Consider the following 16,304-nt stretch of genomic DNA (forward strand, 5'->3'; position numbering starts at 1 on the left):
GACTCAGGTGAGCGCGGCCCAGGCCAGCAGGGCGGCGACCAGCAGCCCGCCCAGTGTCGCCTGGAGCAGCAGCGGCGGCCCGAGGTGCGACCACAGCGTGGCGGTGCGGGGGGTGAGCAGCTGCCCGGTCGTCAGGTTGACGATCCGCTCGATCTTCGGCGGCAGGTCGGGGTCGCCCTGCCGGCGCAGCGTGAGCTGCACGTGGTCGGCGGGGTGCAGGGCGCTCTGCGGCAGGTGCCCGTGCAGCTCGACCTCGCAGAGCTGCCCGGCGGAGTCGCGCAGCCGCACCGGGGTGACCAGGTATTCCGGGCCCTTCTTCAGGTCCTTGAACCGCCGGCGGGCCGCGCCGGAGCCGGCGGAGAACAGGGACCGGAGCACCGCCGCCAGCAGCCCGGCCACCCCCGCCGCCGCGAGCACCGCGACCAGCACCGGCTGGCCGATCCGCACCTCGCGCGGGTAGCCGTCGAGCAGGCGGACGACCCGGCCGGTGACGATCCGGTCGGTGGGGTGGACGATCCGCCGGATATGGAGGTCGCTGTCCATGGTCACCACCCAGAGTCCGGTTGCGTTCACCGATGGTATCGGCCATCCGGCCTGAACGACGTGAATGAATCCTGGTCACGCGCTCACGGCGGCCAGGTGACAACCGGACCGGCGCGGGTAAGCGGGGGGCCGAGCTGGAAAGGGGTCGAGCATGCAGCTGTCCTTCCTGCGCCCGCTCTACGACCGGCCGGGGCCGTGGGTCTCGGTGTACCTGGACGCCTCCGCCAACACCCAGGACGCCCACCCGGCGCTCGATCTGCGGTGGCGAGGCCTGCGCAACCAACTCCAGGAACAGCGCGCCGACGTGGACACGATCGACGCGGTCGAACGGGTCGTCCGCGGGCACGACCCGATGCCGGGGGACTACGGCCTGGCGGTCTTCGGCACCCGGGGCCGGGTGGTGCTGTCGGAGTACCTCTCCGCCCCGCCGCTGCGGGACCTCGCCGCGTTCACCCCCCTGCCGCACGTGATGCCGCTGCTGGCGCAGCGCGGCGAGCAGGTGGCGTGGGTGCGGGTGCTGGCCGACCGGACCGGGGCCGATGCCATGGCGATCAGCGCCGGCGGCGTGCCGCGCCGCGCCCACGTGACCGGCCGGGAGGACTTCCAGTTGCGTCGGGTGCGACCCGGCGGCTGGTCCCAGTCGCGGTACCAGCGCGCCGCCATGGAGGCCTGGCACCACAACGCCGGCGACGTCACCGCGGCGACGGTGGAGCTGGCCGAGAAGGTCGGCGCGGACGTGGTGGTGGTCGCCGGCGACGTGCGGGCCACCGGCGTGATCGCCGCCCAGATGCCGCAACGCTGGCAGGATGTCATGGTCCGCACCGACGCCGGCTCCCGGGCCGGCGGCGCCGACCAGACGCTTCTGGACGACCTCACCGTGCAGACCATCGCCGAGGTGGCCGACCAGCGGATCACCGCCGCGCTCGACCGGTTCGGCATGCAGGAGGACGTCGGCGCCGGGCTGGAGGCCGTGGTCTCCGCGCTGCAACGCAACCAGGTCGACACCATGCTCATCGTCGACGACCCGTCGGCGACCGGGGAGCTGTGGATCGGGCCGGACCCGACGGCGATCGCCACCGACCCGCGGCAGCTCGCCGACATGTCGGTGCGCAACCCGGAGAAGGTCCGTGCCGACGCCGCGCTCGTGCGCGCCCTGGTCGGCACCGACGCCGAGCTGACCGTGCTCGGCCCGGACGAGGCGCCGGAGCTGGCCGACGGTGTCGGGGCGGTGCTGCGGTACGTCGACGTCGCCACGCCGGGGCGTGGCAATGCCTGAGCGGACGGTGGCCGACCTGGTGGTCGAGAGGCTCCGTGCCTGGCGGGTGCCGCGGGCCTTCGGCTACCCCGGGGAGGCCATCGCCCCCGTGGTCGAGGCGCTCGACGCCTCGGGCGGGGACCCGGCGTTCGTCCCCGCCCGGCACGAGGAGACCGCCTCCTACATGGCCACCGGGCACGCCAAGTTCACCGGCGGGATCGGGGTCTGCCTGGCCACCCAGGGGCCGAGCGCCGTCCAACTGCTCAACGGGCTCTACGACGCCAAGCTGGACAGCAAGCCGGTGGTGGCCATCGTCGGCGAGGACGTCTCCGGCCCGCTCGGCGGCGCCCACCAGGAGATCGGCCTGAGCCGGCTGTTCGGCGACGTGTGCAACCAGTTCGTCCGGTACGGCCGCACCCCCGCCGGCGTGCCGGCCCTGCTCGACCAGGCGTTCCGCACCGCCGCGGCCACCCGCAGCCCGGTCTGCGTGGTGCTGCCGCGCCAGTTGCAGGAGATCGCGGTGCCCGACCTGCAACCCCAGGCGGTGGGCGTGCTCGCGGCGACGCCCGGGGAGCCACTGGCCCGGGTGCTGCCGCACGACGTCGACCTGGAGGCGGCCGCCCAACTGCTCGCCAACGGCCAGCGCACCGCCATCCTGGTCGGGCAGGGCGCCCGGGGCGCGGCGGAGGACATCGTCGCCCTCGCCGACCGGCTCGGCGCCGGGGTGGCGACCTCGCTGCTCGGCAAGCCGGTGCTCGACGAGCGGCTGCCGTTCCACGCGGGCGTACTCGGCGAGGTCGGCACCCCGGCCGCCGCCGAGCTGATGGGCGGCTGCGACACTCTGCTGCTGGTCGGCACGAACGACCCGTGGACGGACTACTTCCCGATGCCGGGGCAGGCCCACTCCGTGCAGATCGACATCGACGGGCGCCGGATCGGCACCCGCTACCCGGTGGACGTGCCGCTGGTGGGGGACGCCGCGGAGACGCTGCGGGCGTTGCTGGCAAGGGTGCCGGACCGGCCCAACGCCCGCTGGCGGGAGACCGTGGAGGGCTCCGTCGACCGCTGGCGGGCCGAGCGCGCGGACCGGGCCGCCGCCCCCGCCGAGCCGGTGAACCCGCAGCTCGTGGTGCAGGAACTCGCCACCCGGCTGCCCCGGCGCGGGGCGGTCGCGGTGGACGTCGGCTCGGTCATCTACTGGTACGCCCGGCACCTGGAACTGCCCCCCGGAGTGAACGCGCAGCTCTGCGGCACACTCGGCTCGATGGGCTGCGCCCTGCCGTACGCGGTGGCGGCCAAGCTCGCCGCTCCGGACGAGCCGGTGATCGCCCTGCTCGGCGACGGCGCCATGCAGCTCAACGGGCTGGCGGAGCTGGTCACCGTGGCGCACCACTGGCGGGAGTGGCGCGATCCCCGGCTGGTCGTGCTGGTGCTCAACAACCGGGACCAGTCCGGCATGGGCGGGGGCCGCCCGCCGTCCACCGACCCGGCGCGCCGCCGCCCCGACGTCCCGTACGCCGGCTGGGCCCGCCTGCTCGGGCTGCACGGGGTGCGGGTCGACCGGCCGGAGCTGGTGGGGGCGGCCTGGGACGAGGCGCTCGCCGCCGACCGCCCGTGCGTGGTGGAGGCGGTGGTCGACCCGGCGGTACGTCTGTCGCCCCCCGAGCCCGCGTTCGCGGACCTGCGCGGCGTCTTCGCCGATGGCGACGCCGCCCGGCGGGTCCGCGACCGGATGCTGACCACCGGGGTGGCCGTGGAGGCCGAAGACCTCGTTTAGCCGCCCGGCGGGCGGGCATGAGGACCGGCAGTCAGACGCGGGAGGTCGCCTTGTCCGAGCCCACCGATCGCCGGTACGGGCCCGCGCGCCTGCCGGAGCCCCGTGGACCGGTCTCGGCGGCGGTGCTGGACGCGCTGCGGCAGGAGCCGCACGATCTGCCGGCCGGGCTCGGTGCTCGGCTCGACCCGGTCGACCCGCTCACCGACGAGGACCTCCAGCTCACCCTTTTCTGCTGCTACGAGCTGCACTACCGGGGCTGGCGGGGCGTCGACGACGACTGGGAGTGGCAGCCGTCCCTGCTCGCGCTGCGCGCGTACGCCGAACGGGTCTTCGAGGCGGCGGTGCGGGCGCTCGTGGGGCCGCTGCCGGCGGTGCTGCCCGACGGCGTGCCGGCCGCCCTCGCCGACGTGGTCGCCGCGGACGCCGGGCCGTCGCTCGCGGGGCACCTCCAACGCCGGGCGTCGCTGGCGCAGTTCCGGGAGTTCGTCACCCACCGCTCGATCTACCACCTGCGGGAGGCGGATCCGCACAGCTGGGCCCTGCCGCGCCTCGGCGGGCCGGCGAAGGCCGCCCTGGTGGAGATCCAGACGGACGAGTACGGCAACGGGCGGCTGGACCGGATGCACGCCGAGCTGTTCCGGGTGACGCTGGACCGCCTGGGGCTGGACACCGGATACGCCGCCCACCTGGACGCGGTGCCGGCGGTCACCCTGGCCACCAACAACCTGATGTCGCTGTTCGGGCTGCACCGGCGGCTGCGCGGGGCGCTGCTGGGGCACCTCGCCGCGTACGAGATGACCTCGTCGCTGCCGAACCGCCGGTACGGCACCGGGCTGCGCCGGCTCGGCCTGGACGAGGCGGCCACCCGCTTCTACGACGAGCACGTGGAGGCCGACGCGGTGCACGAGCAGATCGCCGCGCACGACCTGTGCGGCGGCCTGGTCCGGGTGGAGCCGGGGCTCGCCCCCGACGTGCTCCTCGGTGCCGGCGCCGCGCTGGCGGTGGACCGGCTCTTCGCCGCGCACCTGCTCGACGCCTGGGCCGCCGGCCGCACCTCGCTGCGCCCGACCCCCGGCCCGCCCCGGGTCACGCTGCGGGAGTCCCCCCGGCCCGGCGGGATGGCCGCGCCGGTCACCGCCCTGGCCTGACCTGCGACCCGCCCTCCGCGTCCCCCGGTCCACCGCTCGTCGATCTTGCACTTTCGGCCCCCGTTACGGCTGTTCATCCCGGTTCGTCGAGGCGCCAACCGCAAGATCGCGGGGGTGGGGCGGGTCAGGTTTGGCGGGTGGTGCCGGCGCGGAAGCCGATCGCCTTGTGCGTGCCGTCGCAGAAGGGCTTGAGCGCGGACCTGCCGCACCGGCACAGCGCCACCGTGCCCCGCCGCGCGTCGATGGTCTCGCCGTCCGGGGTGATCAGGGCGAAGTCGCCCCGGACGAGCAGCGGGCCGTCCTGGTACGGGGTGATGGTGGCCGCCGCGGCGGGCGTGTCGTCGTCTGCGCGCATGGGCGCTCATGTGCCCGCCGTCCCGGCGCCGAAACCCCTGGTCACAGCTCGGGTGCCGGGCTGGCGGCGGGGACGGCGGCAACCGCCCGGATCTTCTGATTACTCCCGCCCGGTGGGGGATGCCCCGTTTGAACCCCATCGGGACGGGAAGCCGGGCCGCGTGGTGAGCGAACGAGGCAAGGTGGGGCCGGTGCACAAGGTGCGCAAGGGGCTCGCGGCCGACGGTGCCGGACTGGCGGGCGACCGGGTGGTGGCCGCCGGCAGCGCGGCCCGGGTCCTGGTGGCCGCCACCGCGCGGGCGCTGCGCGGCACCGACTGCGCCGACCTGGGATACCCCGGACACTCCGGCCCACTGTCGCGGTTCACCGGCGCGCCCGAGCCGGTCCGGCGGGCGGCGGTGGTCCGGGCCGCCGGCCGGGTGGCGCTCACCCCCGGCCAGACGGCCGAGGTCGACGCCGAGCGCATCGCCCGCTGGTTCGCCGACCAGTACCCCCGTCGCCGTTACCCGGGCGCCCTGCTCGGCTCCCCGCACGGGGCGGCCGCGCACCTCGCGACGGCGCTCGGCGTGCCCTGGCTGCCCGCCGGGTTCGAGATGAGCGTGCACTGGGCCCAGGGCGCCGTGGACAGGCCGCAGTCCGCCCTCGACCACGGAGCGGCGCTGACGGCCCGCCTGCTCGCCGGCAACCCCGACCTGCACGTACGCCAGGTGCACTGCCCCGCCAGCCGGGGCGCGCTGGCCGGCGCCACGGTGTCGCTCGCGGCCCGGTGGCGGTCCCTGCCGGCCGCGTACGCGCGGTTCCTGGCCGACCTGCTGGAGCCGGGCGCACCGGTGCTGCTGCTGCGCGACGCCCGCACCTGGCCGGTGTTCGACTCCGCGCCCGGCCACAGCTTCCAGGTCGGCTGCCCGGGCAGCGGCCTGGACCCGGTGGACTTCCACCCGGACAGCCACGCCCTGCGCCAGGTGCTCCGCTCCGCCGGCGGGGACGGCGCGCACTGGCAGCCGCCGGAGGTCTGCGCGCCACCCGCCCCGGCCGAACACGGCGTGGAGTCCGGTTTCGAGGACAGCGTCCGGGAGTGGACCGCCCGGCACCGGCATCCGCTGCACCGCGTGCTCGTCCCGAGGCCGGGCGCGCTGAGCGCCGCGACCGCCGACCTGTACCGGCGCTGGCTGCGCGCGGCCGGCAAGACCGGCAACCGGCTGGTGGTGGAGTGCGGCCGGCTGCTCGACCCGTGGCAGGTGGTGCGGGCCGGGATGGTGCCGTACTGGTGCGAGAACGCCACCCGGCGCAGCGTGGAGGGGGTGGAGTGGTGGCTCGCCGGCAGCGAGCCGTTCAGCTCGGTGGACGTCCTGCCCGAGCCGCCCGGCCTGCGGTCGCCGGCGTTGGCCGGGTTGCCGCAGTGGCTGGCCGTCGCCGGCTTCGGCCGCCGCCGGCGGGCCCTGGACCGCACCTCGGCGCGGGGCTACCCGGTCACCTCCGTGCCCACCCGCCGGGCCACCGAGGTGCTGCGGGCCCAGCCGTACGACCTGCCGACGCCGCCGCCGATGACCGTCGCCGAGGCACTCGCGGCCTTGCGGGACAGCGGCGCCCACCAGGGGTTGCTGATCTGTTGAACCAGCCCTGTCGAAACATCCTCGCGAAACCGGGGTCCCGTGATTGAGTACCTACGGAGCGGGAACACCGCTGGCTGCGACGGCCTGATCACGCCGTCCGGCGCGGCGTCGTCGCCCGCTGGCATCCCAGTCATGTGACCCACTTCCGGCCCGGTGCGTGGTGCGACCACGCGCGCGCACGACCGGTTTCCTGAATCCGGGCGGGGGACCTTCCTGAGGGAGGCGCGGATGTTCGGACAGAGCACCACAACCACACCACCTCCGACCGACCGGGGCCTGGAGGACCTGGACGCGGCCGCGCTGGCGTACGCGGCCCGGATCGAGGGTCTTCCGCCCGAACGACGCCAGGAGGCGCGTGAGGACCTGGTCCGGTTCGCCCTGCCGTTCGCCGGCCGACTCGCCCGCCGGTATCGGGGGCGGGGGGAGCCGCTGGAGGACCTGGAGCAGGTCGCCCGCCTCGGCCTGGTCAACGCCGTCGACCGGTACGACCCCGAGCGGGGGTCGTTCACCGCGTACGCCGCGATCACCATCGTCGGCGAGATCAAGCGCCACTTCCGCGACCGCACCTGGGGCGTGCACGTGCCCCGCCGGCTGCGCGACCTGATCCTGGAGGTGGGGCAGGCGACCGCCGCGCTGACCAGCGAGCTGTCCCGGGCCCCGTCGGTCGCCGAGCTGGCGGCGCGGCTGGAGACGCCGGAGGAGGAGATCCTGGCCGCGCTGGAGTCGGCGGCCGGCTACAGCCCGGCCTCGCTCAACGCCCCCGTCGGCGGGGAGAGTTCGGCCGAGTTCGGCGACCTGGTCGGCGAGTCCGACAACGCGCTGGAGTCCGTCGACGACCGGGTGACCGTCAGTGGGCTGCTGCACCGGCTGCCCTGGCGGGAGCGGCGCATCCTGGCCATGCGCTTCTACGGCAACCAGACCCAGGCGGAGATCGCCGCCCGGTTCGGCATCTCCCAGATGCACGTCTCGCGGCTGCTGTCGCGGGCGCTGACCTGGCTGCGCCAGGCGATGCTCGCCGACGCCCCGCCGCCGTGGCAGAACGGCGCGGCCGAGTCGGACAGCACGAAGACCCGCATCTCCGTGAAGCAGAACGGCGACCGGGTGGTCGTGGAGGTCGGCGGGGAGGTCGACCGGGACGGCGCGGACCAGCTCCGCAGGGCCATGCTGGAGGCGGTGACCGGCCAGCCCGCCGAGGTGGTGGTGGACCTGGTCGGCGCGGGCGGCTTCGACGCCGGCGGCATCGCCGCGCTGATGGCCGGCCGCGAGGCCGCCGCCCGCACGGGGGTGCCGCTGCGGCTGACCCGGGTCCAGCCGGCCGTGCGCCGCTCGCTCACCGCCGCGGGCCTCGCGCCGACCCGCGACAACTGACGCACGCCGGCACGTGCCGGCCAGACGACGGAGAGGGGTCGGCGCAGGCGCCGGCCCCTCTCGCGTACGCCCGCTCAGCGCTCCGGGGTGTCGTCGGGCTCGCGCGGGTGCCGCCAGCGGTCTTTCTCCGGCGGTTCCGGCTGGGCGCCGGGCCGGATCTCCTCCGGCTCGGTGTACTCGAAGCTGGGCCGGCGCACCTCCTCGGGCTCCGGCACGTCCACCGGCCGGGCCCCGGACTGCGGCGCGGGGTGGTAGCCGGCCGCTTCCCGTGCGCCGTGCGCCCCCTCGGCGGCCGGCGCCTCGGGCAGGTGCTTCTCGCGGTGCAGCTCCTCGCGGAACTGCTGCGGCGGTTTGGTGGTGCGCTGGGGCAGGTCCCGGCCGAGGTCGGCGACCAGCGGGCCGTACTTGGCGTCGAACGCGGGCCGCTCGGAGCGGATCCGGGGCATCCGGTCGAAGTTGCGCAGCGGTGGCGGGCAGGTGGTGGCCCACTCCAGGGAGTTGCCGTAGCCCCAGGGGTCGTCGACCGCCACCATGGCGCCGTAGCGCCAGGTTTTCCAGGCGTTCCAGATGAAGAAGAGCGTGGACGCGCCGAGCACGAACGCGGAGATGGTGGAGATGGTGTTCAGCGCGGTGAAGCCGTCGCTCGGCAGGTAGTCGACGTACCGGCGGGGGAAGCCCTCGTTGCCCAGCCAGTGCTGGACGAGAAAGGTGCCGTGGAAGCCGAGGAACATGGTCCAGAAGTGGGCCTTGCCGAGCCGCTCGTCGAGCAACCGTCCGGTCATCTTCGGCCACCAGAAGTAGAAGCCGCCGAAGAGGGCGAAGACCACGGTGCCGAAGAGCACGTAGTGGAAGTGCCCGACGGCGAAGTACGTGTCGTGGGTGTGCCAGTCGGCCGGCGGGCTGGCCAGCAGCACCCCGGTGAGGCCGCCGAAGAGGAAGGTGACCAGGAAGCCGATCGCGAACAGCATCGGCGTCTCGAAGGTGAGCTGTCCCTTCCACATCGTGCCGATCCAGTTGAAGAACTTCACCCCGGTGGGCACCGCGATCAGGTAGCTCAGGATGCTGAAGAACGGCAGCAGCACCTGGCCCGTGGCGAACATGTGGTGCGCCCACACCGTCATCGACAGCACGGTGATCGCCATGGTGGCCAGCACCAGACCGGTGTAACCGAAGATCGGCTTGCGGGCGAAGACCGGGATGATCTCGGTGATGATGCCGAAGAACGGTATCGCGATGATGTAGACCTCGGGATGGCCGAAGAACCAGAACAGGTGCTGGAAGAGCATCGAGCCGTTGTTCTCCGGCGTGTACACCTGCGCGTTGAGCAGCCGGTCCGCGGCCAGCGCCAGCAGCGCCGCGGCGAGCAGCGGGAAGACCAGGAGCACCAGCACGCTGGTGAACAGCATGTTCCAGGTGAAGATCGGCATCCGGAACATGGTCATGCCGGGCGCGCGCAGGGTCAGGATCGTGGTGATCAGGTTGACCGCGCCGAGGATGGTGCCCAGCCCGGAGACGACCAGGCCGACCACCCACATGTTCGCGCCGACGCCCGGGGAGTGCTCCGCGCTGCTCAGGGGCGTGTACGCGGTCCAGCCGAAGTCGGCGGAGCCGCCGGGGGTGGCGAAGCCGCCGATCACCATCAGGCCGCCGAACAGGTAGAGCCAGTAGGCGAGGGCGTTGAGCCGGGGGAACGACACGTCGGGCGCGCCGATCTGGATGGGCACGATGTAGTTGGCGAACCCGAACGCCGCCGGGGTGGCGAACAGCAGCAGCATCACCGCGCCGTGCGAGGTGAACAGCTGGTTGTACTGCTCGGGGGCGAGGAACTGCAGGCCGGGTCGGGCCAGCTCGGCCCGCATCAGCATCGCCTCGATCCCGGCGACCAGGAAGAAGCCGAACGAGGTGAGCAGGTAGAGCAGGCCGATCTGCTTGTGGTCGGTGGTGGCCAGGAACCGGATCAGGGTCCCGCCGGGTACCGGCTTGCGCAGCGGCCCGGGGAAGCCGCCGAAGCGTGCCGGTGCCAGGATCGCCGGGCCCCGGTCGCGTGGTGGTTCCGTGGTTACCCGCTTGGGCATGTGACTCTCACCCCGCCATGACGACAGAAAGGACGGCGTGCCTACCCGCCCCTCTGCCCATGTAACCAGGCGACAGCGGCTATTCAGGCTAGAGCGGTAATTTCGGTCAATTGGCGGGCAGTACGGCCCAGACGACCTTCCCGTCGCCGGCCGGCACGCTGCCCCACCGCTGGGCCAGCTCGCGGACCAGCATCAGGCCACGGCCGCCCTCCGCCAGCAGCTCGGGAGAGCCGGCCCGGGCCGAGGCCCGGCAGCCGTCCACCACCGCGAGGTGCAGGTACGGCCGGCGCAGGGTGAGCGTCACCTGCATCGGGGTCCCGGCGTGCCGGACCACGTTGCCGACCAGCTCGCTGAGCACCAGCGAGGCCGGGCCGGCCGCCTGCGGCAGGTTCCACCGGGCACACGCGTCGGCGACCAGCTCGCGGGCCCGCCGGCAGGCCTCCGCCACCGGTTCGAGCCGGGCCCGCAGCCGGGGCACCACCGCCGCGTTCGCCACCCGGGTGGCCTCCTCGCAGTCCCGGCGCACCGGCACCACCCGGCAGGCGGTCGACTCCGCCAGCCAGTCCGCCGCCTCCGACGGCGGGGCGCAGAGCACGACCGGCACCGCCGGCCAGTCGGCGGCGCGCCGGGCGGCGGCCGCGAAGACCGAGAGCGCGAGCCGGTCGCGGACGGTGACGTCGGTCAGGTCGACCACGAGGGCGTCGGGCTGGGCGGCCAGGCACTCCGCCAGCACGGTGTGCACCGCGCGCATGGTGCCGACATCGAGGCCGCCGCGGAGCCGTACGACGGTCACGGGCGACGCGTCGCGCACCTCGCAGGTGATCCGGCTCGACATGTGCGCCCTCGCTTCGCGTGGTCGGGGACCTGCGAACTACCCGGGCGCCGGGGGAGTCAAACCGGAACGCGGGCGACCCCGACGACGGTCAGGGCCGCCCGCGGCTCGCGGTGCGTCACCGGCGGGGCTGCCCCCTCGTGGTCAGCACGCCGAGCGCGATCATGCCGACGCCGAGGAACAGGTGCAGCCAGTTGTCGGCGTTGTTGACCGGGACGAAGTTGGCCCCGCTGTCGTGGTCGACGACCAGGCCGTAGAGCCAGAGCACCAGATAGACCGCGCCGCCGCCGACCAGGAACGTGCGGGCGCCGGAGATCGTCCGGGCCAGCGCCAGCCCCGCCACCCCGAAGAGCAGGTGGACGATGTTGTGCAGCACCGAAACCTGGAACACGCCGAGCAGCTTGGCGTCGGACTCGTGCCCGGCGAACCGCAGGTCGCCGAAGTCGCTGGTGATCCCCGGCACGAAGCCGAGTACGCCGACCAGGAGGAAGACCACCGCCACGACGGTGGCGGCCCGCCGGACGGGCGCCTTGCCGTCGGCCGGGTTGCGCCGAGCGCGGGAGTGCGCCATGGGACCGGTCACCGCCGTCTCCTCACTGTGCGGAAATGCTGGGCCGTCCGCGCCTTCCCGGTCCTCGTCCCGCCAAACCCGCCGCCGGTGGATCTTCTCGTGCCGGGCACGAGACGACCGGAGTCGCCCCGGCTACCCTCCGGCGGGCCGGGCACGGGCGCGGAGCGTGGGATCAGACCGGTTGCAGCCGCGGTGCGGCGGCGAGCTGGCGGACCCGTTCGTAGAGGCCCACGTACTGCTCGGCCATCGCGGCGGGGGTGAAGCGCGCCGCGGCCTCGCGCCGGCACTCGTCGGGGTCGAGGAGGCTGGCGGCCAGCAGCAGGTCGGCCAGCTCGTCCTCGTCTGTGGTGAGCAGGCCGGTGCGGCCGTGCTCGATCAGCTCGGGCAGGCAGCCCCGCGCCGTCGCCACCACGGGCGTGCCCAGGGCCAGCGACTCGACCACCGCCGTGCCGCCCGGCTCCTCCCAGCGCAGCGGGAACAGCGAGGCGCGGGCACCCGCCAGCAGGTCGTCGCGCTCCTGCCCGGCCACGGTGCCCACCCAGCGGACCAGGTCGCCGTCGACGTGCGGCGCCACCTCGTCGTAGAAGAACCGGACGTCCGGATTCTGTCGTGCCTCGTCCCCGGCGGCGGCCAGGTCCTCCGGCCGGTGGTACGGCCCGACGGGCCCGGCGAGCACCAGCGGTACCCCCACCCCGTGCGCGAGGCGGGCCCCCAGGTCCTGGCCCTTGCCGGGGTTGATCCGACCCAGGACGACCAGGTAGTCGCCCTTGTCCGCGCCCGGCCGCCGGTCGGCGTCGACGGCGAGGGGGGTCGACAGGTGCACGTGCCCCACGGAGTGCTCCCGCAGCGCCCGGGGCGCGCGGGCCAGTTGCGAGGCGGACACCCCGTTGACGCGGACCCGGTCGCCGCCGTCCAGGTTGCCGTAGAGCGCCGGGTGCTTGGCCAGGTCCCAGTGCAGCGTGTGCAGCGCCGGCGGGGCATCCGGGCCCATCGCGGCGAGGGTGGCCAGGCCCACCGCCTCCACGTGGTCGTGCACCAGGTCGATGTCGTCGCGGGAGTGCAGCGCGCGCACCACCCCGTTCAGGTGCGCCTGGGAGATGCCGCAGACCTGGTTGTACGGCCGTTGCAGCGCGTGGAACTGCCCGTCGGGAAAGACGGACAGCTTCTCGTCGACCGGCAGGGTGCTGCTGTCGACCGACGCGAGCACCACCCGCACGCCGAGGCGGCGCAGCTCCGGCACCAGCGTCGCGATCACGTTCTCGATGCCGCCGTAGCCGGGCGGCGGCACGGACAGCCACGGACCGGCGTTCATCAGGACGGTGAGGCTCATCGTGCGGGGTTCCTTCCCTCGGCGGGGCCCTGGGCCGTCCGCGACCGGTCACCTGCGCGCTGGTGCGGCCGGGCGGTCACGCCGCGGCCACCCGTCGGCGGGGAATCCGGTGCCGCAGCTCCGCCAGGGGCGGTCGCTCCTCGATGGAGACGTCGCTGACGACGATCTCCCGGTCCAGGTTGGGCAGCGCGTCGGAGCCGCCGCGCCGGAACTGGGTCAGCAGGGCGGCGGGCATCGCGCCCGGGGCCGCCCAGCCGCGTCGCTGCAACCGCGACCAGGCGGTGAGCATGATCTGGGCCGACATCCGGCCCAGCGCGGCGGTGTCCTGGTGGCGGTGCTTGCGCTCGCCCAGGTCCACCTGGGCCAGCGCGTCCAGCCCGACGAGGTCGAGCAGGTCGATCAGCATCGCCGTCTCCACCCCGTAACCGGAGACGAACGGCACCCGCTCCAGCACCTCCCGGCGGCCGGCGTACTCACCGGCGAGCGGCTGCACGAAGCCCGCCAGCTCCGGCCAGAACAGGTTGAGCAGCGGCCGGGCCATCAGTTCCGTCACCCGGCCCCCGCCGTCGGCCTCCACACCGGTCGTCCCGACCAGCGGGCGGTGGTAGAAGCCCTTGACGAAGTCGACCGACGGGTCGGTCAGCAGCGGGCCGATCAGCCCCGTCACGAAGTGGGGCCGGAACTCCCGCAGGTCGGCGTCGACGAACGCGACGACGTCGCCCTCGGCCGCGGCCAGCCCGGCCCAGAGCGCGTCGCCCTTGCCGGTCAGCCGGGGCAGCCCCCGGGTCATCGCGTCCTGGCTGACCACCTCCGCGCCGGCGCCGCGGGCCACCTGCGCCGTGCGGTCGGTGGAGCGCGAGTCCACCACGATCAGTTCGTCCACCAGGGCCACCCGCTCCATCAGGTGCTCCCGGATCGTCGACACGATCGCGCCGACCGTCGCCTCCTCGTTGTGGGCCGGCAGGACCACGCTGACCCTGCTGCCCCCCTTCGCGCGCAGCAGCCGTGGCGCCGGCCAGTCGGCCGCGGACGTGGTGCGGTAGGTGGCCCAGGCCTCCACCACCGGTGAAACCATCGTCTCCGTATTCCGCACAGGCACCCCCTGATCGTGGCGGAAAAACCCATCCTGTTTTTCCCACTACTCCGCTCGCGCTAACCGCAGCATGCCTAACAGCTTGATCACGCAGGTCACGCGGCCCGGTTCCGCCCTGGTGAACGTTTGATTGCGCCCACGCGGGGGGAGAGCACTCGGCGGAACGTGAAACCGTGGCGGAAGGGCTTTTACATGCGCACGTGCCGGGTGGGACTGGTAGGGGCCGGCGGGGTGGCGCAACGCCACGCCCGGGTGCTGGGCGGCTTCGCGGACGTGAAGCTGCTCGGGGTGACCGACGTGGTGCCGGAGGCGGCGGCGGAGCTGGCCGACGCGCACGGCGCCCGGACGTTCGGCGACGTCGAGGAGCTGCTGGCCGCCGGGCCGGACGCGGTGTATGTCTGCGTGCCGCCGTTCGCGCACGGGCCGGCGGAGGAGCTCGTGATCGCGGCCGGGGTGCCGATGTTCGTGGAGAAGCCCGTCGCGGTCGACCTGGCCACGGCCGAGCGGATCGCCGACCTGGTCGCCCGCCGGGGGCTGCTCACCGGCGTCGGGCACCACTGGCGGTACCTGCCGGTGGTGCGGCAGGCGCGGGAGCTGCTCGCCGGCCGCCCGGTGCGGATGGTCAGCGGGGCGTGGTGGGACAAGGTGCCGCCGGTCGCCTGGTGGTGCAGCCGGGACCGCTCCGGCGGCCCGGTGGTGGAGCAGGCCGCCCACGTGCTGGACCTGGTTCGGTCGCTGGTCGGGGAGGCGACCGAGGTCACCGCGTACGGCAACGGCACGCCGCCGCCGGTCGACGGCGCCGACATCGACTCGGTGACCACCGCGGCGCTGCGCTTCGCCAACGGGGCGGTCGGCACGCTGACCGCCGCCTGCGTGCTCGGCTGGAAGCACCGCGCCGGGCTGGAGATCCTCGCCGACGGGCTGGCCCTGTCGCTCACCGAGGACAGCCTGGTGGTCTGCGACGCCGACGGCGAACGTCGCTTCGACGCCGACCCCGACGCCGCCCGGGTGGCCGTCGACCGGGCCTTCGTCGACGCGGTCCGCGGGATCGGCGACGACGTCCGCGTCCCGTACGCCGAGGCGCTCGGCACCCAGCGGCTCGCCCTCGCGGTGGCCGACTCCGCCCGCACCGGCCGGACCGTACGCCTGGACCGCCCGGCCGCCGCGCCGCTCGCCACGGGGGTGACCGTCGATGCGTGACAAGGTGGTGGTGGTCAGCGGACCGGGCCGGGTGAAACTGGTCGAGCAGGACGCCGCCGAGCTGACCGACGGCACGTTCCGGGTCGAGACGCTGTTCAGCGGCGTCTCCGCCGGCACCGAGCTGAGCTACGTCAAGGGCACCAACCCGTACCTGCACGTCACCTGGAACGCCGACCTCGGCCTGTTCGCACCGGGCGGGGCGAGCATGCCCTACCCGGTGACCCGGCTGGGCTACATGCAGGTCGGCCGGGTGGTGGAGAGCCGCACCCCGGCCGTCGCCGTGGGCACCGTCGGCGCGATGACGTACGGTCACCGCACCGGCTGGGTCGCCGACCCGGTCGCCGAGCGGTTCGTGCCGCTGCCCGACGACATCGACCCACTGCTCGGCGTCTACGTGGCGCACATGGGGCCGATCTGCGCCAACGGGGTGCTGCACGCCGCCGCCGACCTGCACGGCGCCGACGTACGGTCGCTGGGCGACGGCGTCCGGGGCCGCCGCGTGGCCGTCGTCGGCTGCGGGGTGGTGGCCCTGCTCACCGCCCTGTTCGCCAGGCGGCACGGCGCCGCCTCGGTGGTGGTGCTCGACCCGACCCCGCAGCGGCGGGCCGTCGCCGAGGCGCTCGGCCTGGAGACCCTCGACCCGGAGGCCGACGACCCGGCGGTGGTCCTCAAAACCCGCTGGGCGCACGGCCCCGGCGACCGGGGCGCCGACGTGGTGTTCCAGTGCCGGGGGCAGGCGTGGGCGTTGCAGCTGGCGCTGCGCCTGCTGCGCCCCCAGGGCGCGGTCGTCGACCTGGCCTTCTACCAGGCCGGCGCGGACGCGGTGCGGTTTGGCGAGGAGTTCCACCACAACGGGCTGTCGCTGCGCTGCGCCCAGATCGGCCGGGTGCCGCGTGGGCTCGCCCCCACCTGGGACCGCGAGCGCCTCTCCGCCGAGACGATCGACCTGCTGCGGGCGTACGGGGACGTGGTCCGCAAGCACCTGGTGTCGGCGGTGGTGCCGTTCGAGGAGGCGCCGACGTTGCTGACCGACCTGGCCGAGCGGCGCCGGCAGGAGCTCCAGGTGGTGCTGACCGTCTGACATCCGCGTCCGGCCGGGGTGGATGCCGGGGCCGGTTACGTTGGCGGGCATGACCGCCAGGACC

Annotated in this window: 14 protein-coding genes; 7 read left to right on the plus strand and 7 right to left on the minus strand. The window is 74.4% G+C overall.

What is annotated here, in order from left to right; translation table 11 throughout:
- Positions 1-3: 3 nt before the first annotated feature.
- Positions 4-552, minus strand: coding sequence for a hypothetical protein (locus ACGF5C_RS04505; RefSeq protein WP_393296981.1), 549 nt, complete (start codon positions 550-552; stop codon positions 4-6).
- Between the two features lie 142 nt (positions 553-694).
- Between ACGF5C_RS04505 and ACGF5C_RS04510 the strand changes: the two genes are divergently transcribed.
- Genes ACGF5C_RS04510 through ACGF5C_RS04520 form a run of 3 tightly spaced genes read left to right on the plus strand, consistent with a single transcriptional unit; the run spans position 695 to position 4,723 of the window.
- Complete coding sequence (locus ACGF5C_RS04510; RefSeq protein WP_393296598.1) at positions 695-1,819, plus strand: Vms1/Ankzf1 family peptidyl-tRNA hydrolase; 1,125 nt, start codon at positions 695-697, stop codon at positions 1,817-1,819.
- Positions 1,812-3,575 carry a thiamine pyrophosphate-binding protein gene (locus tag ACGF5C_RS04515; protein WP_393296600.1) on the plus strand — a complete coding sequence of 588 codons (1,764 nt, stop codon included), beginning with the start codon at positions 1,812-1,814 and terminating at the stop codon, positions 3,573-3,575. Before ACGF5C_RS04510 ends, ACGF5C_RS04515 begins: the two co-directional genes overlap by 8 nt.
- A 50-nt stretch (positions 3,576-3,625) precedes the next feature.
- Entirely contained in the window at positions 3,626-4,723 is a 1,098-nt protein-coding gene (locus tag ACGF5C_RS04520; RefSeq protein WP_393296602.1) for an iron-containing redox enzyme family protein, read from the plus strand.
- A gap of 124 nt (positions 4,724-4,847) precedes the next feature.
- On the opposite strand, the gene ACGF5C_RS04525 is transcribed toward ACGF5C_RS04520, so the two are convergent.
- The gene (locus tag ACGF5C_RS04525) at positions 4,848-5,078 is read right to left on the minus strand and encodes a CDGSH iron-sulfur domain-containing protein (RefSeq protein WP_393296604.1); all 231 of its coding nucleotides are present in this window, start codon (positions 5,076-5,078) and stop codon (positions 4,848-4,850) included.
- A 190-nt stretch (positions 5,079-5,268) separates the two neighbouring features.
- Between ACGF5C_RS04525 and ACGF5C_RS04530 the strand changes: the two genes are divergently transcribed.
- Together ACGF5C_RS04530 and ACGF5C_RS04535 are read left to right on the plus strand one after the other, a co-directional pair.
- Positions 5,269-6,690 carry a hypothetical protein gene (locus ACGF5C_RS04530; protein WP_393296606.1) on the plus strand — a complete coding sequence of 474 codons (1,422 nt, stop codon included), beginning with the start codon at positions 5,269-5,271 and terminating at the stop codon, positions 6,688-6,690.
- A gap of 228 nt (positions 6,691-6,918) precedes the next feature.
- Positions 6,919-8,058 carry a SigB/SigF/SigG family RNA polymerase sigma factor gene (locus ACGF5C_RS04535; protein ID WP_393296608.1) on the plus strand — a complete coding sequence of 380 codons (1,140 nt, stop codon included), beginning with the start codon at positions 6,919-6,921 and terminating at the stop codon, positions 8,056-8,058.
- A gap of 74 nt (positions 8,059-8,132) precedes the next feature.
- On the opposite strand, the gene ctaD is transcribed toward ACGF5C_RS04535, so the two are convergent.
- The 5 genes from ctaD to ACGF5C_RS04560 all read right to left on the minus strand — a co-directional run bounded on the left by ctaD (position 8,133) and on the right by ACGF5C_RS04560 (position 13,941).
- Complete coding sequence (ctaD, locus tag ACGF5C_RS04540; RefSeq protein WP_393296610.1) at positions 8,133-10,133, minus strand: cytochrome c oxidase subunit I; 2,001 nt, start codon at positions 10,131-10,133, stop codon at positions 8,133-8,135.
- Positions 10,134-10,239: 106 nt separating this feature from the next.
- Positions 10,240-10,968, minus strand: coding sequence for an ATP-binding protein (locus ACGF5C_RS04545; protein ID WP_393296612.1), 729 nt, complete (start codon positions 10,966-10,968; stop codon positions 10,240-10,242).
- A 115-nt stretch (positions 10,969-11,083) separates the two neighbouring features.
- Positions 11,084-11,536 carry a DUF4383 domain-containing protein gene (locus ACGF5C_RS04550; RefSeq protein ID WP_393296983.1) on the minus strand — a complete coding sequence of 151 codons (453 nt, stop codon included), beginning with the start codon at positions 11,534-11,536 and terminating at the stop codon, positions 11,084-11,086.
- Between the two features lie 172 nt (positions 11,537-11,708).
- The gene (locus tag ACGF5C_RS04555) at positions 11,709-12,866 is read right to left on the minus strand and encodes a glycosyltransferase (protein WP_393296614.1); all 1,158 of its coding nucleotides are present in this window, start codon (positions 12,864-12,866) and stop codon (positions 11,709-11,711) included.
- A 76-nt stretch (positions 12,867-12,942) separates the two neighbouring features.
- Complete coding sequence (locus tag ACGF5C_RS04560) at positions 12,943-13,941, minus strand: glucosyl-3-phosphoglycerate synthase (RefSeq protein WP_393296985.1); 999 nt, start codon at positions 13,939-13,941, stop codon at positions 12,943-12,945.
- Between the two features lie 210 nt (positions 13,942-14,151).
- Between ACGF5C_RS04560 and ACGF5C_RS04565 the strand changes: the two genes are divergently transcribed.
- Positions 14,152-15,159, plus strand: a complete 1,008-nt coding sequence (locus tag ACGF5C_RS04565; RefSeq protein ID WP_393296616.1) for a Gfo/Idh/MocA family protein — start codon at positions 14,152-14,154, stop codon at positions 15,157-15,159.
- Positions 15,152-16,240, plus strand: a complete 1,089-nt coding sequence (locus tag ACGF5C_RS04570) for a zinc-binding alcohol dehydrogenase (RefSeq protein ID WP_393296618.1) — start codon at positions 15,152-15,154, stop codon at positions 16,238-16,240. Before ACGF5C_RS04565 ends, ACGF5C_RS04570 begins: the two co-directional genes overlap by 8 nt.
- Positions 16,241-16,304: the final 64 nt, after the last annotated feature.

The sequence above is a fragment of the Micromonospora sp. NPDC047620 genome, assembly GCF_043205005.1.
Lineage (GTDB): Bacteria > Actinomycetota > Actinomycetes > Mycobacteriales > Micromonosporaceae > Micromonospora.